A 23213-nucleotide genomic window follows, 5' to 3' on the forward strand; every position below is an offset into this window, starting at 1 on the left:
GGTACGGGCCGTGGCAATGCTGTCGGCGCTGATATGCTCGATATAGCTCTTGCCGGCGGTCAGGGCATCAACCTTGCTCTGGTCGATGTCAAAGCCCAGGACCTTGTAGCCCACTTCGGCAAAACGCAGCATCAGCGGCAGGCCGACATAGCCCAGGCCGACAATGCCGATAACGGCGGATTTATTAGCGATACGTTCAAGAAGCACGTCTTTGTTTGTCGTCATGAAATCATCCTGGAAAATTTAAATGACTTATAGTAGTTATCAATCACATCACGCAGCCAAATACACCGCCGAAGTTTTCTGGGCGATGGCTGGCCAGTCGTAATTCTGTTTTACCCAATCTGCAGATTCATGCCAGCGTACGGACAAGTCTTCAGCGGCATACTGTTGCAGGCGGGCAGCAAGTTGAGCGGTATTACCCAGTGGGAAATAGCATCTCTCCGGCAATGACATTTCGAGGTGCGGGGGAATATCGCTGACGATCACCGGAGCAGCCAGGCTAAGGGCTTCAAGCAAGGCAATGGGCAAACCCTCATGTGAGGATGGCAGCACAAAAATACCGCAATACGCGTACAGATATGTCAATTGCTGAACGTTTTGTCGCCCCAGAAACACCACCTGATCACTGGCACGTTCCAACACCGAGCGGGAATAATCATCCGCATGGTCTGCCTCTCCGGCAAAAACCAGTTTCCAGCCCGGCAATGCCGCCTTGTTGAATGCGTCAATCAGGTCGTGATGGCGCTTTTCCGGTACAAAACGGCTGACATGCAGAATATAACGATAAGGCTGCAAGCCAAGCTGTTCCACATTCGCCGGACTGATACTGTCAGTGTCAAAGCCGGTTACACCATTAGGAATCAACTGGGCGGGCCGTTTCAGGACATTCTCAACCAGGTCTTGCAAGCCATGCGAGATGACAATTACCTTGCTGGCACATTTCACCCCAAGATATTCGGCGGTGCGCAAGAAAGCCTTGGCCCCCCTGCCCCATTTTTGCCGGGCATAGTCTTGTCCATGGTGAGTCATCACCACCTTCATTCCCAGCAAGCGCGCCAGCGGAACAAAAAACGACGGGCCGATTGCGTGGATATGCACAATCTGCTGACGCTGAAAGAAAGCCAGCCAGATAGCCAGAAAGGTATGCAGCAAGGTCTCGGTGAACTTATGCTGGGGGGACCATACTTTGCAAATACGTACCCCTCGCCATGAGTCATGCTGAAAATCAGCCATATATGGTGCTCTGGCATACACGGTAACTTCATGCCCCGCTGCCACCAACAACGGCGCAAGCGATTCGACATGACGCTCCACACCACCCTGGACATCCGGAATACCGCGCAAACCAATAATGCCTACTCTCATGCCCTAGCAACTCCACTTACCGGTTTACGGGCTTGCAGACAACGCACAATCCCTTCAACAAAATTGTCAGCCATATTCTCCACCGTATAAACGGTTGCCGCCTGCAAAGCCTGCTGTTGCAAAGCGTACAAGGATTCAGGATCCGCCATTAATTGCAGAACCTTGTGTGCATACGCAGGTACCGAATCGTTAATCAGGTAGCCATCCACACCATTACGCATGAAGCCGATTTCCGGGCCATGCTTTGCGCTGGCCATGGTGAGCAAGGGCACGCCGGAAATAAAGGCATCCAGAATATTCAGACCCACCGCCCCCGGGCACAGCGTCAAGGCGGACATGCGGAATAACACCGCTTTTTCAGCACCATGACGGCCACCGGCAAAATGCGCCCACGGCCTGCTGCTGCACATCTGTTCAACATAGGGCTGCTGGGCACCGGAGCCTACAATCAGCAAGCGGAACTGCGGTGCAGATGCATGCACGATATCGGCAATCTCAAACAACTGATCCAGTCGCTTGTCCGGATAGAGCGAACCACAATAAATACCGACGAAATTATCTTCGTCCCAGCCCAGTGCCTGTCGCTGTGCATTGATTTGCGCATCGCTGACCGCAGCGAGCTGCTGCTGGAAATCGACATTGTCAATTGCATTGTTCAGCACGGTTATCTTGTCCGCCGGAAAGCCGGAGGCCTCCACCAGCTGCCTGGTATGCTGGGTATAGCCGAACCACCAGTCAGGCCAGCGCAAAGTCATTTGCTTCCACCGTTCACGCAAACCACCTGGAGCATTGGACTGGAAATCCCGGCCATGGCCCCAGAAAGCCACTTGTGGCGTCTTGCCAAGGCGACGACGCAACAGCCAGTAGTAATTGGCCAGCAATCGGTTTTCATGCATGAACACAAACAAATCCGCATCACGCACTGCGTCAGGTGCAGGTTGCCAGCAGATATCCTTCTTCTCCTTGATGGGGAAGTAGGTATTTTTTACCGGAATTGCCCAGTCCAGCTTGCCGGTATCCTTTTTCTTGATTTCATCCCGGTAAGGCTGCCCATATACCACATCCAGCTGAATACCGCGCTGCTGGCACTTTGTGCGCATCAGTTCGAACAACTTGGTCCGATAATGAAACAGGCGATACTGAAAAATCGTGACTTTCATGCATTCCTCAAAACAGGCTATGACGCTTAATTACTGGTGATAAATACCGGATCGGCAAAATTACGTGTCAACGCACCAAGCGATGATGCATTACTGGTACGTATATTCAGCGTCAAGCCATTGAACAAGTGCACCTTTACCAGGCCTGGATTAGCTGCCAGCCAGTTGGCGGGTTCAAGTGGAATCCCCCATAAAACACGCCCTACCAGCTCATTTCCTTCATACACAGCACAATTGGCCTGACTATCCGACAGGCTGCAACCTCTTATCTTGCGCCCATGTGAGAACCACTCTTTGGCATTTTGATAAGCAATACCCAGCCCATTGAGTTGGCCAATCTTCTTGTTTGGCAAGGTACTACCCATTGAAGAAGAGTCATGAGCAAACCAGTAAGTACGTGCCACACCGCCATTACTCGACGCAACTTGTACTTTCAGCATCAAGCTGGACGCCTCATCATCGCTATATACCTTTTCCAACGCACTCCCGGCAGCACCACTACGTACCTGATTGCCGGAGGAACCAACCAGCACACCCATTTCAGTGTTCCAGACAGGTTTGTTCTGCAAATTGTAACGAACCAATAACTGGCGAATTTGCGACAGTAATGAAGTAAATTCATTCACGGAACCGGTCTTCAAATAAAAATGAAAGCCGATTACATCGCAGTCCTTCCCCCCACCCTGGGCCAGAAAATATTCCAGCCGCTTGATACCCAGGTCGGAACCATCCATCGCCGGACACACAATCAGTGCACGAGAATCGGCTGCATGAATAGCGCGGGCTGCCAGCTCGGTCATCCGTACCAGTTGCTGCGTGGAGCCAGAGAAAAAACCAGGCGAGTACATCTTGATTGCCTCACCAATACGCGGCTCATTCATCACCTCATAGGCAGATATCCGGCCACGATAACGCTGGGCAACCTTGCTGACGTACTCATACCAATCATTCATGTCCAGTGGTTCGGCTGCAGCACCCAGTCCGAAACTACCAAGCTCGCTTGGCCTCGCACTTGCCCACACAGGGGTTTGGCCCAGTGTGTACATGATGTCCATGCCACGCTCTTCCGCTAAAGCGACATGCTGGTCCAGCGTGGAAAAATCATACACACCCTGTCGTGGTTCGATATCACGCCACAGTGTCTTTGGATTACCCCATATACGGATCCCATCAAACTGCTTTGCAGTAATTGGGCGGTAGGAATCCGGGTAAAAAACATGCTGCCCGAAAAAAAATATATTATTCGCAAACGCCAGAGAGGACATGCATAAAAAAATGATTATCCTGCCAAAAAAAGTCACGGCACTCATTTTTGCCCTCCCTCTGACTTATAACCTTGACTAAACAAACCCTTAGTCGACTTATCAGAAATCACCTTGGCAGGCGCACCTGCTACTGTACAGTTTCCATCAGGAAAGCTTTTATTTACTACTGCATTTGCACCGACAATAACATTGTCACCAATGATTATCTTGCCATACAATTTTGCACCCGGCCCGATATAACAATTATCCCCGATAACTGGAACTTCATCCAGAGTACCAATTTGCGTTCCAATATTGGTCCCGACATGAATACGGCAGTTTGCACCAATTCTTGCATAGCTATTAACCACAATGTCACCACGATGCGGAATGGCAAGCCCTGGCCCAAATACATTCAGGGGAATGGAATATCCCAACAAACGACCAAGCCGACGACGCCGCACTTCACAAATCAACCTGATCAGTATGAATTTTCTTGTATTGTGCAAATACTCAGAGCGGCGCAACAGACGCACATAATTCCATCGATCATTAAAGAAATGATCCTTAAATCCTCGCCCAACCCCCATCGACAGACGATCTGCCTCAAGATAAGCGACATAATCTGCTTTATTTTTTATCATGAAAACTAACCCGCTGATTAGCCGCGACACGCGCCAATGATGCAAAAAATACAATGTTCAAAAAACTTACCAAACGGAAAAAAGTACTCTCCGCATAATTTTCAAGAATGATATATATGAAAAATGCTAGGTGGTAATAAAATTCTGGCTTTCCTTCGCGAAATTGCCTAATGACAAAGAATGCATAGACAGAAAGAATGGCAATCAGAAATGAAAGACCAACATAACCAAGATCATTATAAACATCCAGATAGCCGTTATGCGCCTGACCTACATAACCTGCCGGAAAACGATAACTAGTAAAATTTGCCGGACTTCCTAAACCATTCCAGAAGCCACCATAACCACCACCAAGCCACGCATTGTTCCAACGCGCATTATCCCAGATCAACGTCCACAACTTGGTTCTACCTGTCAGAGTACTGGACTTTCCTAACAGTTGGAAAAATTGCCCCTGAAAATCACCACCCACCAGACCCGAAACCAACAGAGTCAAAAGCAATAGACAAAAAACAATAACCAAAAAAAGTAGCAATATACTACCCTTGGAATTATGAAATAATTTTCTTGCCGCTAGAAAACCACCACTTACCAACAAGCCAACTACTACTGCCACGGCACAGGTTGAACTCTGTGACATTATCAATCCGAAAAATGATAAAAATGCCATCAACAACATAAGCAGACGATGTCTTGTGACCTCAAGACTGAAAAAACAGAAAACTAGCAATGCAATGGCACAAAGCTGACCGAATTCATTCTTGAACGAGGTAACCCCCCTCCACCCAATCGATGTAATTGCAACGGAAGGCAGCACTGCAGTATAGAAAAAGGACAAAATTAACAGGACCCCAAGCGGCCAAGCCATGACAACAAGAAAGCTATATGGATTAGTGCTTTTCTTGCCAAAAGTTGCAAAGCATAAAAATATCATCAGGCTAAACAATACGGCACGCTTGAAAGTCACATCTGGTATTGCTGACCACAAAGTTGAAAGCAAGCAGTAAGCCAGCAGCAATGCTGACAAAAACCATGCCGCATTAAATTGTACATCAAACTTAATATAGCGTCGAAAACTAACACAACGAAAAAAAGAAACAAGGCCAATTGCAACCCAGGCCATTTGACGAATGAGATTACTACCACCATCAGACTGTGCCTTATCACCTGCACCAATTGAAAACAAGCTAAAGAAAATAGCAACCATGAAAGTGAGCGTCAACCAAGAGCGAATAGATTCGCCACATCGATCATTCACAATAGACAGAGTATTATTTGTATTCACGATAAGGGCCGTTTATCAATCCGTAAATAATCCCGGCAGCAATAGCCACATTCCTGACGTATCGGAAATTTTTTGCCCGGCTACGTAGCGGTGCGGCCAGCAGCATCAGTCCATTCCGGGCAAAGAGATAAAATACCTTCAGCCACATTTTAAGCAGGGGCTGCACACCACCATCTCGGCACATCAAATTCGCCTCAACCGATCCGATGCGAAAACTGCGCCTCAATAACCATTCTGGATTCGCACGTTCAAGTGGAACCTCCTCTGTAACCACAGCCTCATCAGACCATAGTGATTTGACAGCATCACGATACAGGGTCTCGAAGAAGGCGTAATCCTCTCCGCCACTAAGACCGAGTGATTCATCAAACTTCAGATCATGCTTTTTCAGCAATGATTTTTTAATTAGTACATTACCGGTCCGAGCTTCCAACAAAGGCACAAAGCTTCCAGTTTCATGCCTTGGGCGCTCGTAGAACCCGCCACTTATCAACCATGGCAGCATCTTGTCCGGATATACCGGCAACACAGGACCAAAAATCAAGTCAGCATTATTTTCCTGCGCCAGCATAATAAGAGAATGAAGCCACCGAGGCACAGCAATTTCATCATCATCTATAAATGCAAGATAATCCGTCTCAACCACTGCCAAGCCTGCATTCCGTGTCAAGGCAATATTTTTTACTGGCTGCGAGATATACTTTATCGGCCATGGAAAATCCTGCTGAGCCTGGGTAACCAGTTCACGTGCAGATTGGTCAGCATCGTTATCCACAATACACAGGCACGGACGCAGGCCTTCAACATGCTGTAACGCCAGGGAATCCAGCAAGGCCTGCAATTGACGCGGTCGACGATATGTACACACAATTACCGTTACACTCGGCAATTCAGACATGCTTTCTGCCTCCAAACACCTGCCGCCATAGCAAAACCAGGATGGTTATTTCTGAAAAACACAAGATTAATGGACAAAGTACCAATAAATGTGACACCAATCCAACGGGAACATAAATCAGATAAAATACAATTGCACCCACCAGACCGGATTGGAATACACGCTTATATCCTTTGGCATCAGCCAATAGTGCAGTGGAGAGGATATTGCGCAACCATTGCACCAGGAAATATCCACCCCATGCCAATACCAGAGGGATGTAAACAGCCGGAGGCAAGTAGGCAGGCAATACAGAGGGTACCAGTACCAGTAACAACAACCCGACGACAAACAACAGTACCAACGCAGCACAGATCAGCGACTGACGCCGCACCAAAGCCAGTTTTGCCTGATGCTCGCCCATGTACTCCAGACGGGAAAACACCGGCCGGTAATAGCCGGCCCACCCCTGCACCATCAGCCCGACCGGGGTGAAAAACAAACGGGTAGCGGCCAGCGTGGCCACCTGGGCCTTGCCTTGCACGCTATCCAGATAAAACCAGTAACCGTTGCTGAACAACCAGGTCACCAGCACGCCAGGCAAGGCCCAACGTGCGCAAGACCAGATCTGCACTGCAAACTGGCGGTCCAGCTGCTGGATGCTGCCTTCCTTGCGTTCAGGGTCGGGCCGGGGCCGGGCAAATAATGACATCAGACCAGGAAACGCCAGCGCCACAATCACCAGATTCATCGACAACCATTGCGCGTACCATGCCACTGCCACCAGCACGCCAAATAGCAGCAAGTAGCCCATGTCATGCACAAACAATCCCGGCAACTTACCCAGCATAAGCCAGGCCGAACGGTTTGAATCCCGCACCAGCAAGAACAGGAAACTGCTTGCAAACAGCAGAGTGCTCAGGCTCAGCCATGTGCTTCCCTGACTGAACTGGCGATAACCGGCAAACAACACGCCACCAAGTAGCGCAATGGCCAGACTCAACCAGATACCGAACTTGATGGCATCCCGTTTTGCTGCTGCCTGCATATTGCCGGACAGGGTAATGAGCGGCTGAAGCCACAAGGCATTTTGCAGACTGGCCAGCAAGGCATAACCATTCAAAAACAAGACAAAAGTGGTGTATTCGCTTTTGTCCGCATAGTGCAACAATAAAAATGATGCAATAAAGCTGATACCGCTGACCATGCCCTGGCAGGCAAAGGACAACACGGGGCGGGGAATGCGGTTAAGCAACAGCATATGGTATTTGGACAATGGCGTAGTCGCAGAGGAATTCACTGTACCACCATGCCTTTACCGAATATCTGCGCTCGGTTGGCAGGGGTTTGCGACTGACTGAGCTTGCTCAGGAAATCTGCCTCCAGCAGTCGGGCAGCGTTTGTATCTTCGTTGATGGTAGATACCCGAATGATCATGCCGTCGTAAATCAGCCCTTTCAAACCCGCCTGTACCTGATTCAGTTTGCGGGAATTTCTTTCCGTGCTGACTACGCCATTGGTGGTAATCCAGTACATTAGCGGTTCTACACGCTGGTCGCGCTGCGCAATCATGCTATTTACAGCCAGGGTCTGGCTTCCAAGTTGCAATGTCATCTGGTGTTTGTCATGCAGGGCAAAACCCTGTGCCGGATAACATAAATCAGGCAAGTGGGTTTGTTGCCCGGAGCTTTGACGCTGGTCCCGGCTATAGGCAATAGACAGCATGATGCGCTGCCCCTGTGTATTGACATACACCCGCTCCAGCACTTGTGCGTACACTTTCGCCAGCTGATCATCAACCTCCGGATTGACAATCACACCCTTCATTTCCACCTGCTGCCAGTCCGCAAAGCGCGCAGGAACCATGGCGGAGAGATCAATATTATTGCTGTCCGCGGTATAGATTCGTGGTGTCAGGGCATAGGCAATGACAGCAGCCAGCAACATGACTGCCGCCAACATTAGCTGGTATGGGGAGACATACTTTTGCATCAGCCATTTACCTTTTGCAAAAATGCATCAACCATGAATACGCACAAAATGGCAACTCCAAACAATAGCAAACCGGAAAACTGATGGATGAATCCCTGCCCGGCCGCATCACCAAAATAGTAGGTAACCAGCACCAGTGTGATAACACGCACGATATTGGACACAATGGCGGCAGGCAGCACAGAACACAGTAATAACAACCGGTTGCTCAACTTTGCCGGAGTAAAAAAATAGAGATACAACAGACCAAATGCAAACAGACTGAACAAGGAATTGATTCCCGAACAGGCATCAGCCACCATCAATTGGTATTGACCAATATTCAAAACCACACCACTGCGACTGATGGGATAACCTGCCATATAAAGCAGCTGCTCAACCGCCTGTGAAACACCCATTTTAAGGCCCGCAGTGAGCCAATCCACCAGAAAACCGGGCAAGGGAATCAGAATGACAATAAATAATATGGGATAACGGTAGCGCAGTACCGCAGGGTAGCCGCCAAGCATCCATAGCAGGCCGGAAATCAGCAACATGAAGCTGCCAATTTCCAGAAACCATACATCTTGGGAATGCCCCACTACATAACAAACCAGCCCAAGGACGAATGGCAGCATGCCCAACTTGCTGCCAGCAGCAGACGTTTCACTCCGTGCTTGCTGCGCCTTGTTCCAGAACATCCAGGCGATGATTAAAAAAAACCGGGCCATGCCCTTGTTCTTTAATCGGCCATAATTGCTGTGACAGCTTGTAAACTGTAGGCAGCAACAGACTGAACACCCCCACTAGCACCAGCCAGTTATTCAGTACACCAGGCGGCAACCAGGGTAGTTTTGAGTGGAGTTGGCGCATGCATGCCCCTTACTGTTGAGCGATGGCAAAGCTGTTAAGAACACAGCCCAGTACGGTTGCACCGGCCATGCGCAAATCATCGCGCGCGGCCTCCAGGTCATCGACCTTGCTTACCCCCGGCTCTGCCAGCAGTAAAACGCCCTTGGCACGTGCAGCAACCAGCTGCCCGTCTGCATTGCCTTTCAGGGCCGGCGCATTGACGATGACAATGTCAAAGTCAGCTTCTGCCTGTTCCAGAAAGCCCGCCAGCGCCACACCGGACAACAGCTCCTGCTTGTTTGGCACATCGGTACCACCCGGTATCAGGAACAGATCCGGCAGCGGAGGAATTGCCAGCATGCATGATTCATCTGCACGACCAGCCAAGATATCGCTCAGACCCATCTTGTTGGCTTGCTTGAAAAAAACATGCTGAATGGGTCGTCGCAAGGATGCATCGACCAACAAGGTACGCAGCCCCAGCTGTGAAAACACGATCGCCAGATTGGCCGCCAGCCAGCCCACTGCGGTTTCATTCTCGTAGCCGGCAACGCAAATGGTCTTGTTGCCACCACTGATCCAACGCAGAATCAGCTGGCTGCGCAAACTGCGCAACGCTTCCACCTGGGACGAGTCGTTGTGATAGGCAGCAATCAAGCGGGAATCCAGCGACGGGTCGCCAACGGTCAGGCATGGATAATCAAACTGGCGTGACAGTACTTCCTGAATATCCTGCTCACTCAGGAAGCCCAGTCGCACAGCAGCTTCGCCAAAGCGCAAACCCAGCTCCTGTTGCGCCAGCAATACCTTCTCAGCCTGCGAGGCAGTCAGCTTGCCCTGTTGCAACAACAGCTGGCCAATATTGGAATGACGCGAAGACTGCTTCACCGTGGCAAAATCAGCTTGCGAGAGTGTCGTCGTTGTATTCATGCCTTGGCAACCTTGTTATTAGAACGCCAGAACGCCCAGAAAGGCTTTTTGCGAGAAGGAACAGGCTTGATTTCAGCAAGCACCGGAATATCCAGCATGGTTTCCACATCACGTGCGCAACGAATTCGTCGATTCAGAATCTCGGCCAGCAAGGCGCTGCACAAGGCAATGACACCACCCAATACAAACGCAGCAAGCACATTCAGCAAGATGCGCGGCTGGGAGGGTTTGGTCGGCTCCGTAGCCTGCTTTACCACGCCCACGTTCTCAGTCATGGAACGGCTTTGCAATGCGGTTGTGGTATAGCGATCCTGCGCGGCGTCGTATGCCTTTTGCAGACCATCAACCTTGCGCTGCAAGACATTTGCCAGGCTTCGTTGCTGTTTAAGTTCCAGGATTTTCTTCTTTTGCTCTTCCATGGCCATGCGCAGTGCCTTGGCACGGTTTTCGGCATTGGAAGCAGAGCCGGTTAGTCCACTGGCGTACTCACTGGTCAGGGCTTGCAGCTGACGACGATCACTCTCGACTTGTGCTTGCGCCTCCTTGTAATGAGGATGCTCCGGCCCTACTTTGGTCGCCAGTTCTCGGAATTTACCCTCGTCAACCGTCAACTGGTTCTTTACCTGCTGAATCAGGGGGTTATTCAGTACATCCGGTGCCTTATCCGCCCCTCGGGTACGGGATTGCGCATCCATTGCAGCTGACTGTACTTGCACCAGCTGGGTAGAAATATCATTCAGCCGTTGCATCTCCACATCGAGCTTTTCGTCCGCAGCAACAATGCCCTTCTCATTCAGATAAGTGGCCAGCTCTTGCTGGGCTTGCTCCAGATTGCCTTGCAGCACTTTCAGTTGCTGCTGGAAAAACACGTTATTCTGCTGCGCCGCAGAAGTACGCATACTGGCAAGAGTGTGCACATATCCTTGGGCAATTGCGTTAGCTACGGCTGCCGAAAAATGAGGATCTGGCGACGTAAAGCTGACACTGACAGTGCTGCCTTCCTTACTGGGCTTGATGTCCATTTTCTTGGCCATCCGGTCCGCCAGCCAGATTCGCAAACTGCCATTACCGCCGGTATCGTCCTGGAAAGCTTTTGCTGCTTCTTCAGACTTTGCCAAACCCAAACTGTCCACTACGTATAACATCGTATTCTGGCTGCCCAGAATATCCATCTGGCTTTCCATGTAACCAGGTACCAGATAGGCCTGTACCGGCTGGCCTGTTACCGGGTCATTTGCCTTGGTATCCAGAGCCAAAACGGTTTCCGCAGTAAACTGCTCAGGCAAAATCAAACTTACTCCAAGCACAGTAACAACAATACCGGCATGAACCGCCAGAATCATTTTCTTGCGCGCGCGGAGAATCCCCAGGTATTGCGACAAATTCATGTTGGCCAGCATGTCAGAACCAGCTTTCTTCGATATATACAACATCATTTACAGACAAGGGTTCAGACTGAGCAACGGATTTTATTTCCTTGCTGGACCCATCAGGCTGTTTACGAGTGATCTTGATTGAACTGTGAGATGCCTTGCTGGTAAATCCACCAGCCACGGAAATTGCTTGCATCACCGTCATGCCGGGCTCCAGCCGATAGTTGCCAGGGCGCTGCACCTCTCCCAGTACAAAAATTTGAGACCGGGGAACAAACAACACATCACCAGCCTGCAACCAGACATTCCGCCTGGAAGGATCACTTTCACTAGCCAATTGAGCGACCGAATAGGTGATCTGCGCCTTGTCACGCGTGAGATAGACCGTATCACCGGCCGCAGGGGTCACCCCTGTTGCAATTGCCAGCGCATCAAGCAAAGAAGTCTGGCTATCCAGCGGGTAACGACCAGGCTTGTTTACTTCACCCAGAATGGTAAACCGGTGACTGACATATTGCGTAACCAGGATGGAAACACTGGGCTTGACGATATAACCCGCCGAACGAAGCACACTCGCCAGCGCGTTTTCCGCAGCAGACACCGACAAACCATTCAGTGAAATCAAGCCTATAAGCGGGAAGTTGACCTCGCCATCCTTGTTCAGCTGGGTTTCAACGGAAAGATCAGCATGATCCCATACTGTAATTTTGATAACATCACCGGCCCCCAGCTTGTAATCACTACCGGGCGATGCAAAAACAGCAGTACTAATCAGAAGGCACAACGCAAACAATAAATGACGCAGCATGACTAGAAACCCTTCAGCCCGGAGTTAAGCGTATTGGCAGGCAAATTGCTGGAGGCGGGCGCACTTGCAGCCACCTCGGCAAAACGTTTTACGTAAACCACACTAGCTGCTTTGCGCAACTCCGCCATTTTACTCGCACTAGAGTCTTGCAGGGCAGTTTGCTTGAGATACGAAACAATTTTTTCTTTGCTATCCTGTAATGTCAGTGGCTGGCTTTCAACCCGAATCAATTGAACCAGGATTAGATGATCGCCTTCAGGCCGAAGAAGAATATCACCAACTTTAAGCTTGAATAGCTGAGACAATAGCTCCATCGGCAACTGCTCAGCCGCCATGTGGTTATTTTTTTCCTGGAATGCCTGATGAGCCTGCTCCAGGATCTGCCGTGTCTCGGCAACAGAATGGGAAGCATTCAGAGCAGTCTTCAGCGCTTCCGGCAAATCCTTCACTGGTAGATTAAACAGGCTGAACTCATAACTGGCATGCTGGGCAAACAATGCCGGATTGCCATCATAAAATTTCTGAACATCCGCATCAGACGGATCCAATGGCTTTACTTGCAGCTTGTTCAGCGCCGCCGCAGCAAGAATCTGTCGTTTGGCCTGCTCAATAGCCTGCATGACATCTGGGTCTCGATCCAGTTTCAGATCAACTGCTTTTTGCTGCAACACTTCCTGATCAATCAAGAAATCAAGGGCACTCTGCTTTACCGTGGCATTTTCTGCAGCATTGCCGACAGAACGCAACATACCATTCAGCTGCATTACTGTTATTTCATGGTCATTCACTTTGGCCAACACCTGACTGGGTGCTGGCTTATCATCTTTATTGCAGGCGGTCAGCGTCAGGCATGCAATCATTACACTTGCAGTCAGACGACTGGAAACAGATGACAAAGTCCTGTTTTGCACATTACTAGTAAGCATTTTTATCTCGCAAAACTGTGACAACCGTTAGAAAAATAATTTTCAGATCCAGCCAAAGCGACCAATTCCGCAGGTAATCCAGGTCATAGGCAACACGGTTTTCCATTTTTTCGACCGTATCAGTCTCACCACGATAGCCATTTACCTGCGCCCAACCGGTAATGCCCGGCTTTACCTTATGCCTTACCATATAACCACGAATGATTTTCCGATACATCTCATTATGTGCATTGGCATGCGGCCGAGGGCCAACAATGCTCATACGTCCCTGCAACACATTGATAAATTGCGGCAATTCATCCAGAGATGTTTTCCGCAAGAAACCCCCAATTGGGGTCAAGCGCTTATCACCCTGTTTTGCCTGGATTACAGCATCTCCATTTTCCATGACAGTCATGAACGGAATTTATAAACCCGAATACTTTCCCCATCTTCCCCGTAACGATTCTGCTTGAATAATATCGGACCAGGAGAGGTAAACTTCACCATCAAAGCAACCGTCAGCAGCACCGGCCAGATTAGCGCCAAAATCAACAAGGACAATACAATATCTGAAATACGCTTGACAATTGCGTTACTACCCACAAATGGCGATTCGCAAATAGAAATAACCGGAACACCATTTACATGGTCAATTCTTGCTTGAATCAGATCAAACACCAGCAAGTCAGGCAAAAAGTAAATCGACGCCGTGCAGTCCTGCAACTCCTCCAGCAAATTCATGATGCGGGGCTGGGATGTCATGGGCAAGGAAATATACACCTGCTGCACCCCCTGCTCTTTGATGAAGGCTGGCAAATCAGACAATCGCCCCTTTACATACTCCAATTCGGACTCAGGCAGTCTATCCAATGTGCGGTCATCAAAATAACCGAGAAATTCCATTTTGATTTGTGGATTTTCTCTTATTTTATTAGCCAGCATTTGCCCGCATTTGTTTGCACCAACAATCACGGCTTTTCTGAACTTCTGCTGCGCATCTGCACGCCCAACCAGGAAAACAGCCAGTGCAGAATGAACCATCAACAAAACAAGAGGTACCAGTATCAACCAGCTATAAATGAATCTTTCCGGAAACAAATCCAGCAAACCCGTCAACATGCCGAATCCGAGGATAACTACCACTGCAATCCCCCAATTCAGCAACATGCCATCTATGCCACGCATGCGCTTACCCGTTCCGGGCAGCAACACATTCAACCCATCAAGTGCCAGTGCAGAGGTCAGAAAGGCAACAACAGCAAGCTCAATGAAGGGGCCGTGCAGACTTATATCAAAGTAGACACCCAGGCCATACAAAACAGCGACAACCAGGAAAGGATCGACAAACGTTTTAAAGAGAACCAACCACGGCGAGGCGTAACCTTGAGCACCAAGCGGGTTACGTAACAGATAGAAACGACTAAAGTCAGTACCAACATCGAGCTCATTATTAACCTTAGCTGGGGACTGACTGTTTTGATCGTGCATTACTTCCATCCATGAATTTAAATTGCTTAACCTAGAAGGTATAGCGGAAATTTATACCCAATTGATTAACATCGTAGCTATCTTGTGAAAAGCCGGACTTCCGCTTTGCAAACTGGGCATATGTTTCAATTTTCCACATCCGCCAGGGGTCCCACTGCAAGGCAGCCCTATAAGACCGCGTCTTCACCTGAGTGCCAGAGGAGAGATAATGCAAACTGGACTCCCGCACTGCACTATCAACCGCGAACTTATCAGACAGCTTGACATTATATAACAAGTATAATGACTTGTTCATGACATCATCAGTTGATAATCCAGGCGCTACCGGCGTACTTTGATACCCGACTGTAAATCTTGACTTGGCATCCACATTCCACACCGCACTCAAATCTTGCAGGCTGTGGGTTCTATCAGGACTTCCATCATGCTTGAACTTCAAGACACTTCGACCAACCGTCGCCTTAAGCATCAACTTTGTACTGGCAGGCCACTCAAAGCTTATTTTTTCGTCAGTTTGTCGATAAGAATAAGTCTGACCAGACGTCAGAAACGAAGGATATGTAACATCTCCGTTTTCGATCAATAATCCAAAACGACTACCTTTTGGGGTCGAATACCATACACCACCAGATATCAGATTCTGATTGAAATCAAGCGTATTTTGCACCTGGTGACGCATGGTTTGATGTTGATACCCAGCATCAAACTCCCAACTCGATACAGGAACCCAGGCAAAGTCCATACCTGTGGTTTGGGTACGCACCACATCACGACCAACTTGATTACTCAAATTCAGGGTTGGTTCTTCTTGCTTATCATGATAGTGCAAAGCACCTGAAAGCAGACTTGTCACTTGCCAATTAAAATCGCTATTGAAATCCCAGCTTTTGTAGTTCAGCCCGGAATAACTGGCATACGAATTCTGATTGTAGCTTCCACCAAATTGCAAAGACTGCCTACCCAAAGTTTCCTGGTACTGCCCACCGAGGGTGGCTACCGTAATCAGGTCAGATAATTTTCCGGCATGATAGCTACTGGGTACTTTCTGCAGGCCGTCAACGCGAAATACATTGCTGTCGAATACAGAGCCCACTTGCGCATAAATCAGGTTTTGATCACCCGGCGAATAGGCCGCCTGAGCGATCGACGACCACCCGATTAACATCAGACCAAATGTCGAGACAGAGAGGAATTTTATTTTGATCGACAGCTTCATCGGCGCGGTTATCTTCGCAAAAGTGGGATCATACACAAAATGACGTGTAAATAAAATGGCGCTCATCAACTGCCCGAACCAGGACAGTCGTGAGCGCCATGGATGCTGCGATCAACCAACCAGACTGTAATTGCTTGCAGCTTTCTTTTGCTTCCTGCGCAGAAGCAAGGCAGTCAAACCAAGACCGGCCAGTGCATAAGTTTCCGGCTCGGGCACTGGTGCAACAGAAACCTGATAGTAGTAACTACCGCTATAGCTGGTATTTGCAAACACTTTGCCAACCAAGGACAGCTTGTAGGTACCCGCCTTGGCATTGATATCGTTAGAGCTTGCAAACCAGTTTCCGACAGCATTGCTCTTGGCAAAAGTAGCGGCATCAGTCCACAGGGTTGTCCAAGCACCAGCAGATGTCTTGTACGACAAGGTTGCCGTGAGGCTCTGCAGTGCGCTGCTGGTATTGGCATTCTTCAGCAGTACTTCAGCAGCACTGATGACGCTGTCACCAACCAGGTTGAAGTTGATGGTTTCATTAAAGCCAGTCTTGCCAACACCCACAGATACATTGATCGGGGTTACCGGGGCATACACGATCGCCGCCTTGGCACTGTTTGCTGCAAATGCCATAACAACAGAAGCCGCTGCCAAAGCCAGTTTTGTTTTGCTCATCTATCAGATCTCCCATACGGAATAAAACATACTCAAAGAGGGGCAGGACTAGATCAGTAAACTCGCTATCACAGTCTTCTTGCGCTTGCCCTACGTACATGGTCCAGTTGTAGCCAACGGCACAATACCAGTCCCTGACGACCGTAACTATAAGTGCATCCACCTAACTTGTCATGATTGTATTTAAACAATAACTTACAAATATAGTTTTAACTTGACCCTCCGCAAGACACGCCATGTAGGACTACTGGCTAATCAGCCTTATTGCTTAATATTTTTTATCAATACTAGCTGCATTTGATGTTTTTATTTATTTAGCATTTGCTGATTTACTTACTTGGCCTAAAAAAGCCTCACACTTATAATTAAGTATTTATTATCATAAATATCAATTATGATTTAAAATTACGCCAGTAGCATGGTTACTACTAAAACTTATAAGCAGAGCAACCCGTCTTACTCATTTTTCCTTAACATTTCCTGACAAATTTCCAAAGAAAGCGCAACTTCCTCTCATTTGCACATTCTCTAGTGTTTTTTCAAATTTCATGCCATCCGTCTTCATGTGAAGATAGAAAAATCTTGATTGCTAACTTTAAAATTCCCAACAAATCTCACGAAATTTCTTAGTGCAGTGCGGCAAAAAAACAACTTCATGCCTTCTTCTGATGACTATCCTTGATATGGGGACCCCCTTCTCACATCCTTTCTTACTGACCAAACCACTCCCCCAGCATGCTTTTGATCACCGCCGCATTGAAACGCGGCATGCGCCCGTCTGCCCAATCCTGACGGCCAAGGTGGTAGTTGAAGCGTTCGAACTGGGCCGGTTGGCCGGGAGAATTATTGCGGGAATACAGCGTCACCCACGGGTCACCCTCCCGCCAGGCGATGGCCACTGGCACGCCCTCCACTTCGCCGGACCACAGCTGGTCGCTTTCACAAAAGTGGACGTCATCCAGCAACACCATATTGACGATGGGCGCCAGGCCGCCGCGCTGTGCGTAAAAGCGGCGCAAGTGCCGGCACAGCCGTTCCTTGCTGCCCACCGGCGCGTGCGCACCACGCAGCAAGAAGTAATTGCAGCTACAACTCATGCTGCCCGGATCAACCCGGTAGCATTTCCCAGGCGTGATGCTGCTATGCATGATGACAGCGGGAAAATCCAGAGGCGGAAAGGTAAGACGATCACGCACAAATGGGCCGCCACTTCTGGCTGCCGCCTCATCACTGCGCCGGCGCGGCTGGGATGCAGGCGGCAGCTGGATTTCGGCGCAGGACGGCAATGCCACGTCCTGCTGCCCGCTCCGCTCAGCCCAGACAGCACCCAACCAGGTGGCAAGCCCGGCAATGACAAAACCTGACACAACCAACACCAGCATGCTCAGCCACATATTTCCCCCAAAAACACATTCTCATTGTTATTGACTGCTTTGCCCCGGCAGGCTGCTTGTTCCAGTCCCACCGCGCCTGCATTCGTGGCAGGCGATGCATGTGTTGTAGTGTATCCAACGCTTGTTTACTAATTTCCGCCGCATGCGCTGGTCATGAAAAAACCGGCCAGTGGCCGGTTTTCCTGATCTGATCCTGCATCAACAAGGCAGCATCAGCGCGATTTGACAAAGGGCACGCCAATGGACTTGGGTGCTACCGCGCGACCAACAAAACCAGCCAGCAGCAACACAGTCAGCACATAGGGAATGACCTGGATGGCCTGCGACGGAATCTGGCCGACGATTGGCAGATCCACCCCTTCCAGCCGGATTTGCAGCGCATCGGCAAAGGCAAACAGCAAGCAGCCCAGCACCGCAGGCAGCGGGCGCCATTTACCGAAGATGAGTGCCGCCAATGCCAGAAAGCCCTTGCCCGCCGTCATTTCCTTGATAAAGGAACCAGTCTGATACACCGACAGGAAAGTACCGGCCATGCCGCACAGCACACCACCCCAGAACAGCGCGATGTAACGCACCCGCGCTACAGACACACCAGCGGTATCCGCGGCATGCGGGTTTTCGCCCACCGCGCGCAGGCGCAGGCCAAAGCGACTGCGGTATACCACCCAGCTCACCAAGGGAATGATGAGGATGGTGAGGTACACCAGGATGCTGTGCCCGGACAGCAGCTTGCTATACAGCTGGCCAAGGACAGGTACATTCGACAAGGCATCGGCAAACGGCAGGGTGATGTCGTGAAAGCGCGAGTCATCATCCAGCTGCGGCGTATTGCCACCTTGCTGGAACCAGGCCAGACCCAGCACTGGCGTAATGCCGGAGGCAATGGTATTGATGGCCATGCCGGAAATCAGCTGGTTGCCGTTATAGGTAACCGAAACAAAGGCATGCACCATGGCCATGCTGACTGCCGCCATCACCCCGGCCAACAGGCCCAGCCAGGGAGAATGGGTGACAAAGGCCGCCGCGCCGGAGGCAAACGCCGCCACCAGCATCTTGCCTTCCAGGCCGATATCCACCACGCCGGAACGCTCGGAGAACATACCTGCCAAGGCCGCCAGCACCAGCGGCGTGGCCACGCGGATGGTTGAATCAAGCAGACTGAGCCATTGCTCCATCACTTATCCTCCTTGCGTTTGAACAGCCCGGCGATGAAGGGCTCGAACAGGTTTTCCAGTGCGCCGCAGAACAGGATGATCAAGCCCTGGATGAAGATGATCATCTCGCGGGTAATCACCGGCTTTTCAAACGACAGCTCCAGCCCACCCTGGGTCAGGCCGCCAAACAGCAAGGCGGACAGGATGATGCCTACCGGATGGTTGCGCCCCATCAGTGCCACGGCAATGCCGACAAAGCCGACGCCATTGGTGAAGGACACATTCATGCGATGGGTGGAACCCAGCAGTTCGTTGATGGCAGCAAAGCCGGACAGCGCACCGGAAATGCACATGGCCAGCATGATGGTCTTGCTGACATTGATACCGGCATAGCGCGCCGCGCTTTCATTCACGCCGACGGTGCGCAGCTGGAAGCCCCAGCGGCTATGCCACACCAGCAGGTAGAACAGCACGCAGGCCAGCAAGGCCATGATGAAGGTGAGATTGAGCGGGGTATTGGGCAGTTCGATCCCCACACCGGCAGCCAGCTGATGCAGGGCCGGAATCCAGGCATTGTGGCCGAATTCCCGCGTGGTGGGGTTTTGCGAACCGGCTTCAATCAGGTGATGGCCAATCAGGTACAACATCAGCGAATAGGCGATGAAGTTGAACATGATGGTGGTCACCACAATGTGGCTGCCACGTTTGGCCTGCAACCAGCCCGGAATGAAGGCCCAGGCGGCACCAAAACCCATGGCTGCCAGAATGCACAGCGGCACCAGCACCAGCGGCGGCAGGGTGTGATCAAACGCTAGCACCACCAGCGTGACGCCAAGGCCAGCCAGATAGGCCTGCCCTTCCCCGCCGATATTGAACAAGCCGGCATGGAAAGCCGTCGCCACGGCAAGGCCGGTAAAAATGAAGCCGGTGGTGTAGAACAGCGTATAGCCTATGCCCTCGCCACTGCCAAAGGCACCGCTGACCAGCAGTTGCAGGCATTCCCACGGGTCTTCGCCAATAAGCCAGGTAACAAAGCCGGTCACCAGCAAGGCGGCCAGCAGATTGAGTACCGGCAGCACGCTTAATTGCGCCCAGCGCGGCAAGGTGGACGGTTGTCCGAATTTCACTGTTTATGCCCCCCCATCAACAAGCCCAGCGATACGGTGTCGGCTTCCCTGGCCGCCACTTCACCACTGATCTGCCCGCCCGCCATCACCAGGATGCGGTCGGACAAGGCCAGAATTTCTTCCAGTTCCACCGACACCAGCAAGATGGCCTTGCCGGCATCGCGCAATTCCACCAGCCGACGATGGATGAACTCGATGGCACCGATATCCACCCCGCGCGTGGGCTGGCCGATCAGCAGCAAGTCCGGGTTGGCGTGGATTTCCCGTGCCAGCACCACTTTTTGCTGATTGCCGCCGGACAGCAGGCCCACACGCAGCTGGGCATTGTCCGGACGGATGTCAAACTGGCGGATGAAGTCGCGGGTACGCGCCAGCAGCGCCTGGCGGGAAAACAGGCCGCGGCGGCTGATGGTCTTGTCGTTGTGGTAGCCCAGAATGGCGTTTTCGAACATGGGGAAGGATTTCACCAGCCCCTCGCGCGAACGGTCTTCCGGCACATGGGCAATGCCCTTCTGGCGATACAGCGCAGCACGCGGCTGGCTGGATTTTTCCTGCAGCAAGTCCTTGCCGTGATAGCGGATTTCACCGCTGGTGGGTTCCACCATGCCGGCCAGCACTTCCAGCAGTTCGGACTGGCCATTGCCGGAAACGCCAGCGATGCCGACGATCTCACCGGCACGCACCTGAAAATCCAGCCCGTCCAGCAGCTTGACGCCGCGCGCATCGGTCAGACTCAGGCCACGAACCTCCAGCACCGCTGCGCCGGGTGTACGCTCGGCCTTGTCCACCTTCAGCGATACCTTGCGCCCCACCATCAGGTCGGCCAGTTTTTCCTTGTCGACATCAGCAGTACGCACATTACCCACCACGGTGCCGGCGCGCATCACGCTCACCGCATCGGTAATGTCCATCACCTCGCGCAGCTTGTGGGTGATCAGGATCACCGTCTTGCCCTGCTCGCGCAGCGCACGCAGGATGCAGAACAAATGGTCGGCCTCTTGCGGTGTCAGCACTGCGGTGGGCTCATCCAGAATCAGCACATCGGCACCGCGATACAGCGCCTTGAGAATTTCCACCCGCTGTTGCAGGCCCACGCCCAGCTCGCCCACCAGGGCGTCCGGGTCCACTTCCAGCGAATAATCGCGATTGAGCTGCAGCAAATGCGCCCGCGCCTGCTCCATGCCCTGCTTGAGCAGCAGGCCGCCTTCGGCCCCCAGCACAATGTTTTCCAGCACGGTAAAGGTATCCACCAGCATGAAGTGCTGATGCACCATGCCGATACCCAGCCGGATGGCCTCCTGGCTGTTACGGATGCGCACCTCACGGCCATTCACCCGGATGCTGCCGCTGTCGGCCTGGTAATAGCCGTACAGAATGCTCATCAGCGTGGATTTGCCCGCGCCGTTTTCCCCGATGATGCCGTGTATGGAGCCCTTGGCGATGTGCATGGACACATCGCGATTGGCCTGCACCGCACCAAAGCGCTTGCTGATGCCAGCCAGTTCGATGGCGAAATCAGTCATGCCTTTATTTCCCCGCATGCAATGAATCCCGGCCGGCCACAAGAACCAAACAGGCACGAGAGCCGAAGCCATCGTGCCTGCAGTCCTCCCGGGCCGCAGCCGGGAAAAGGTCATCTAAAGACTTACTTCACCGGACAGCTGTTGTTGGTGCGATAGTCCACCACGCTGAGTTTGCCGCTGATGATGTCCTTCTTGGCCGCGCCAATCTTCTTTTCCATATCGGCAGAAATCAGCTTGCGGTTGTTGGCATCCAGCGCCCAGTCCACGCCACCTTCCTTCAGGCCCATCACCTTCACTTCCGGCTTCCAGCTGCCATCCTTGGCGGATTTGAAGGTGTCGTACACGGCATTGTCCACGCGCTTCACCATGGAAGTCAGCACAAAGCCCGGGTACAGGTGGTTCTGGTTGCTGTCCACACCGATGGACAGCTTGTTTGCGGTCTTGGCGGCTTGCAATACACCCAGGCCAGTACCACCGGCAGCGGCAAACACCACGTCCACACCACGGTCAAACTGGCTCTTGGCCAGTTCGGTACCACGTGCCGGGTCGTTGAAAGCCTGCGGGGTGGTACCGGTCATGTTCTGGATGACTTCGGTTTTCTTGTTGGCGTACTTGGCACCCTGCACATAGCCACAGCCAAAGGCGCGGATCAGCGGCACATCCATGCCACCGATATAACCCACCTTGCCGGACTTGGACGCCAGCGCGGCAGCCATGCCCACCAGGAAGGAGCCTTCCTGTTCCTTGAACACGATGCTCTGTACGTTCGGACCCTTGGCCACGGAATCAATAATGGTGAATTTCACCTTGGGGAATTCCTTGGCCACGGTTTCCACCGCCTGGGTGAAGGAGAAGCCGACGGAGACGATCAGGTCGGCATCCTTGCGTGCCAGGTTGCGCAGCAGTTGTTCTTTCTGCGCTTCCGAAGCGATGGTGCCCTCACGGTAGCTGATCTTGAATTCCTTCTTGAAACGTTCTGCGCCGTTGAACGCCGCCTCGTTGAAGCTCTTGTCGAACTTGCCAGCCTGGTCGTAAATCACTGCCGGGCTGAAATCCTTGGCAAAGCTTGTGCCAGCCAGTACGGACAGGGCAACGGCAAGGCTTGCACGTTTCAATTGAATGGTCATATCAGGAACTCTTGGTTTTGTTGGTCAACAGGCTTGTGCCGGACATGCCAGCACAGGCAGCTTCGGGAAGCCCCACCTTCCGCATTGGCTTTTTTGCA

The 23213-nt window shown here is 51.4% G+C and carries 23 protein-coding genes; all 23 read right to left on the minus strand.

What is annotated here, in order from left to right; all coding sequences use genetic code 11:
* Window positions 1–225 (minus strand): NAD(P)-binding domain-containing protein (locus AWT75_RS16865; RefSeq protein WP_239689633.1); only part of this gene is annotated, 225 nt, incomplete at its 3' end.
* Between the two features lie 48 nt (window positions 226–273).
* Complete coding sequence (locus AWT75_RS16870) at window positions 274–1368, minus strand: glycosyltransferase family 4 protein (RefSeq protein WP_082696168.1); 1095 nt, start codon at window positions 1366–1368, stop codon at window positions 274–276.
* Window positions 1365–2528 carry a glycosyltransferase family 4 protein gene (locus AWT75_RS16875; RefSeq protein WP_062790647.1) on the minus strand — a complete coding sequence of 388 codons (1164 nt, stop codon included), beginning with the start codon at window positions 2526–2528 and terminating at the stop codon, window positions 1365–1367. The genes AWT75_RS16870 and AWT75_RS16875 overlap by 4 nt, the downstream gene beginning before the upstream one ends.
* Before the next feature lie 26 nt (window positions 2529–2554).
* The gene (locus tag AWT75_RS16880; RefSeq protein ID WP_082696169.1) at window positions 2555–3838 is read right to left on the minus strand and encodes an endo-1,4-beta-xylanase; all 1284 of its coding nucleotides are present in this window, start codon (window positions 3836–3838) and stop codon (window positions 2555–2557) included.
* Window positions 3835–4416, minus strand: a complete 582-nt coding sequence (locus AWT75_RS20995) for a serine O-acetyltransferase (RefSeq protein WP_082086563.1) — start codon at window positions 4414–4416, stop codon at window positions 3835–3837. The genes AWT75_RS16880 and AWT75_RS20995 overlap by 4 nt, the downstream gene beginning before the upstream one ends.
* A complete protein-coding gene (locus AWT75_RS21000) occupies window positions 4403–5701 on the minus strand; it encodes an O-antigen ligase family protein (RefSeq protein ID WP_153013364.1) in 1299 nt (432 codons plus the stop codon). Before AWT75_RS21000 ends, AWT75_RS20995 begins: the two co-directional genes overlap by 14 nt.
* On the minus strand, window positions 5688–6599 hold the full coding sequence (locus AWT75_RS21005; protein ID WP_082696171.1) for a glycosyltransferase family 2 protein: 912 nt from the start codon (window positions 6597–6599) through the stop codon (window positions 5688–5690). Before AWT75_RS21005 ends, AWT75_RS21000 begins: the two co-directional genes overlap by 14 nt.
* The gene (locus AWT75_RS16900) at window positions 6592–7581 is read right to left on the minus strand and encodes a hypothetical protein (RefSeq protein ID WP_153013365.1); all 990 of its coding nucleotides are present in this window, start codon (window positions 7579–7581) and stop codon (window positions 6592–6594) included. The genes AWT75_RS21005 and AWT75_RS16900 overlap by 8 nt, the downstream gene beginning before the upstream one ends.
* Before the next feature lie 293 nt (window positions 7582–7874).
* Complete coding sequence (gene epsI / locus AWT75_RS16905) at window positions 7875–8570, minus strand: exosortase-associated protein EpsI, B-type (RefSeq protein ID WP_082696172.1); 696 nt, start codon at window positions 8568–8570, stop codon at window positions 7875–7877.
* Window positions 8570–9280: an exosortase gene (gene xrt, locus AWT75_RS16910; RefSeq protein ID WP_052694251.1), complete on the minus strand. Its 711-nt coding sequence runs from the start codon at window positions 9278–9280 to the stop codon at window positions 8570–8572. The genes epsI and xrt overlap by 1 nt, the downstream gene beginning before the upstream one ends.
* Window positions 9281–9431: 151 nt before the next feature.
* Window positions 9432–10331, minus strand: a complete 900-nt coding sequence (locus tag AWT75_RS16915) for a polysaccharide biosynthesis tyrosine autokinase (protein WP_045848100.1) — start codon at window positions 10329–10331, stop codon at window positions 9432–9434.
* Window positions 10328–11731 (minus strand): chain length determinant protein EpsF, encoded by a 1404-nt coding sequence (gene epsF, locus AWT75_RS16920; protein ID WP_062790662.1) that lies wholly within the window; start codon window positions 11729–11731, stop codon window positions 10328–10330. The genes AWT75_RS16915 and epsF overlap by 4 nt, the downstream gene beginning before the upstream one ends.
* Before the next feature lies 1 nt (window position 11732).
* Window positions 11733–12512: an SLBB domain-containing protein gene (locus AWT75_RS16925; protein WP_062790664.1), complete on the minus strand. Its 780-nt coding sequence runs from the start codon at window positions 12510–12512 to the stop codon at window positions 11733–11735.
* Window positions 12513–12514: 2 nt separating this feature from the next.
* Window positions 12515–13372, minus strand: a complete 858-nt coding sequence (locus tag AWT75_RS21010; RefSeq protein ID WP_161937773.1) for an EpsD family peptidyl-prolyl cis-trans isomerase — start codon at window positions 13370–13372, stop codon at window positions 12515–12517.
* A gap of 55 nt (window positions 13373–13427) precedes the next feature.
* On the minus strand, window positions 13428–13835 hold the full coding sequence (locus AWT75_RS23975; RefSeq protein ID WP_275575765.1) for a sugar transferase: 408 nt from the start codon (window positions 13833–13835) through the stop codon (window positions 13428–13430).
* Window positions 13832–14908: a sugar transferase gene (locus AWT75_RS23620; RefSeq protein WP_275575766.1), complete on the minus strand. Its 1077-nt coding sequence runs from the start codon at window positions 14906–14908 to the stop codon at window positions 13832–13834. Before AWT75_RS23620 ends, AWT75_RS23975 begins: the two co-directional genes overlap by 4 nt.
* 31 nt (window positions 14909–14939) lie before the next feature.
* The gene (locus AWT75_RS16945; protein WP_045848103.1) at window positions 14940–16190 is read right to left on the minus strand and encodes a hypothetical protein; all 1251 of its coding nucleotides are present in this window, start codon (window positions 16188–16190) and stop codon (window positions 14940–14942) included.
* 45 nt (window positions 16191–16235) lie between these two features.
* A complete protein-coding gene (locus AWT75_RS16950) occupies window positions 16236–16790 on the minus strand; it encodes an FxDxF family PEP-CTERM protein (RefSeq protein WP_082696175.1) in 555 nt (184 codons plus the stop codon).
* A 710-nt stretch (window positions 16791–17500) separates the two neighbouring features.
* Window positions 17501–17887 carry a hypothetical protein gene (locus AWT75_RS21385; protein WP_204377086.1) on the minus strand — a complete coding sequence of 129 codons (387 nt, stop codon included), beginning with the start codon at window positions 17885–17887 and terminating at the stop codon, window positions 17501–17503.
* 509 nt (window positions 17888–18396) lie between these two features.
* The gene (locus tag AWT75_RS16960) at window positions 18397–19359 is read right to left on the minus strand and encodes an ABC transporter permease (protein ID WP_193394099.1); all 963 of its coding nucleotides are present in this window, start codon (window positions 19357–19359) and stop codon (window positions 18397–18399) included.
* The gene (locus AWT75_RS16965) at window positions 19359–20465 is read right to left on the minus strand and encodes an ABC transporter permease (RefSeq protein WP_082696176.1); all 1107 of its coding nucleotides are present in this window, start codon (window positions 20463–20465) and stop codon (window positions 19359–19361) included. Before AWT75_RS16965 ends, AWT75_RS16960 begins: the two co-directional genes overlap by 1 nt.
* Complete coding sequence (locus AWT75_RS16970; RefSeq protein WP_062790674.1) at window positions 20462–21988, minus strand: ABC transporter ATP-binding protein; 1527 nt, start codon at window positions 21986–21988, stop codon at window positions 20462–20464. Before AWT75_RS16970 ends, AWT75_RS16965 begins: the two co-directional genes overlap by 4 nt.
* A 122-nt stretch (window positions 21989–22110) precedes the next feature.
* Window positions 22111–23115 carry a BMP family lipoprotein gene (locus AWT75_RS16975; protein WP_045848108.1) on the minus strand — a complete coding sequence of 335 codons (1005 nt, stop codon included), beginning with the start codon at window positions 23113–23115 and terminating at the stop codon, window positions 22111–22113.
* Window positions 23116–23213 lie beyond the last annotated feature (98 nt).

The organism is Aquitalea pelogenes (genome assembly GCF_001515305.1).
Classification (GTDB): Bacteria; Pseudomonadota; Gammaproteobacteria; order Burkholderiales; family Chromobacteriaceae; genus Aquitalea; species Aquitalea pelogenes.

Coding starts and splice junctions, on each gene's coding strand:
- AWT75_RS16925 (WP_062790664.1), bottom strand. CDS start 12,512: ATGCTGCGTCATTTATTGTTTGCGTTGTGCCTTCTGATTAGTACTGCT.
- AWT75_RS23975 (WP_275575765.1), bottom strand. CDS start 13,835: ATGACTGTCATGGAAAATGGAGATGCTGTAATCCAGGCAAAACAGGGT.
- AWT75_RS21010 (WP_161937773.1), bottom strand. CDS start 13,372: ATGATTGCATGCCTGACGCTGACCGCCTGCAATAAAGATGATAAGCCA.
- AWT75_RS21385 (WP_204377086.1), bottom strand. CDS start 17,887: ATGAGTTGTAGCTGCAATTACTTCTTGCTGCGTGGTGCGCACGCGCCG.
- epsF (WP_062790662.1), bottom strand. CDS start 11,731: ATGCTGGCCAACATGAATTTGTCGCAATACCTGGGGATTCTCCGCGCG.
- AWT75_RS21005 (WP_082696171.1), bottom strand. CDS start 6,599: ATGTCTGAATTGCCGAGTGTAACGGTAATTGTGTGTACATATCGTCGA.
- AWT75_RS16870 (WP_082696168.1), bottom strand. CDS start 1,368: ATGAGAGTAGGCATTATTGGTTTGCGCGGTATTCCGGATGTCCAGGGT.
- AWT75_RS16970 (WP_062790674.1), bottom strand. CDS start 21,988: ATGACTGATTTCGCCATCGAACTGGCTGGCATCAGCAAGCGCTTTGGT.
- AWT75_RS23620 (WP_275575766.1), bottom strand. CDS start 14,908: ATGCACGATCAAAACAGTCAGTCCCCAGCTAAGGTTAATAATGAGCTC.
- AWT75_RS16960 (WP_193394099.1), bottom strand. CDS start 19,359: ATGGAGCAATGGCTCAGTCTGCTTGATTCAACCATCCGCGTGGCCACG.
- xrt (WP_052694251.1), bottom strand. CDS start 9,280: ATGGCCCGGTTTTTTTTAATCATCGCCTGGATGTTCTGGAACAAGGCG.
- AWT75_RS16915 (WP_045848100.1), bottom strand. CDS start 10,331: ATGAATACAACGACGACACTCTCGCAAGCTGATTTTGCCACGGTGAAG.
- AWT75_RS16975 (WP_045848108.1), bottom strand. CDS start 23,115: ATGACCATTCAATTGAAACGTGCAAGCCTTGCCGTTGCCCTGTCCGTA.
- epsI (WP_082696172.1), bottom strand. CDS start 8,570: ATGCAAAAGTATGTCTCCCCATACCAGCTAATGTTGGCGGCAGTCATG.
- AWT75_RS16880 (WP_082696169.1), bottom strand. CDS start 3,838: ATGAGTGCCGTGACTTTTTTTGGCAGGATAATCATTTTTTTATGCATG.
- AWT75_RS16950 (WP_082696175.1), bottom strand. CDS start 16,790: ATGAGCAAAACAAAACTGGCTTTGGCAGCGGCTTCTGTTGTTATGGCA.
- AWT75_RS16875 (WP_062790647.1), bottom strand. CDS start 2,528: ATGAAAGTCACGATTTTTCAGTATCGCCTGTTTCATTATCGGACCAAG.
- AWT75_RS16945 (WP_045848103.1), bottom strand. CDS start 16,190: ATGAGCGCCATTTTATTTACACGTCATTTTGTGTATGATCCCACTTTT.
- AWT75_RS20995 (WP_082086563.1), bottom strand. CDS start 4,416: ATGATAAAAAATAAAGCAGATTATGTCGCTTATCTTGAGGCAGATCGT.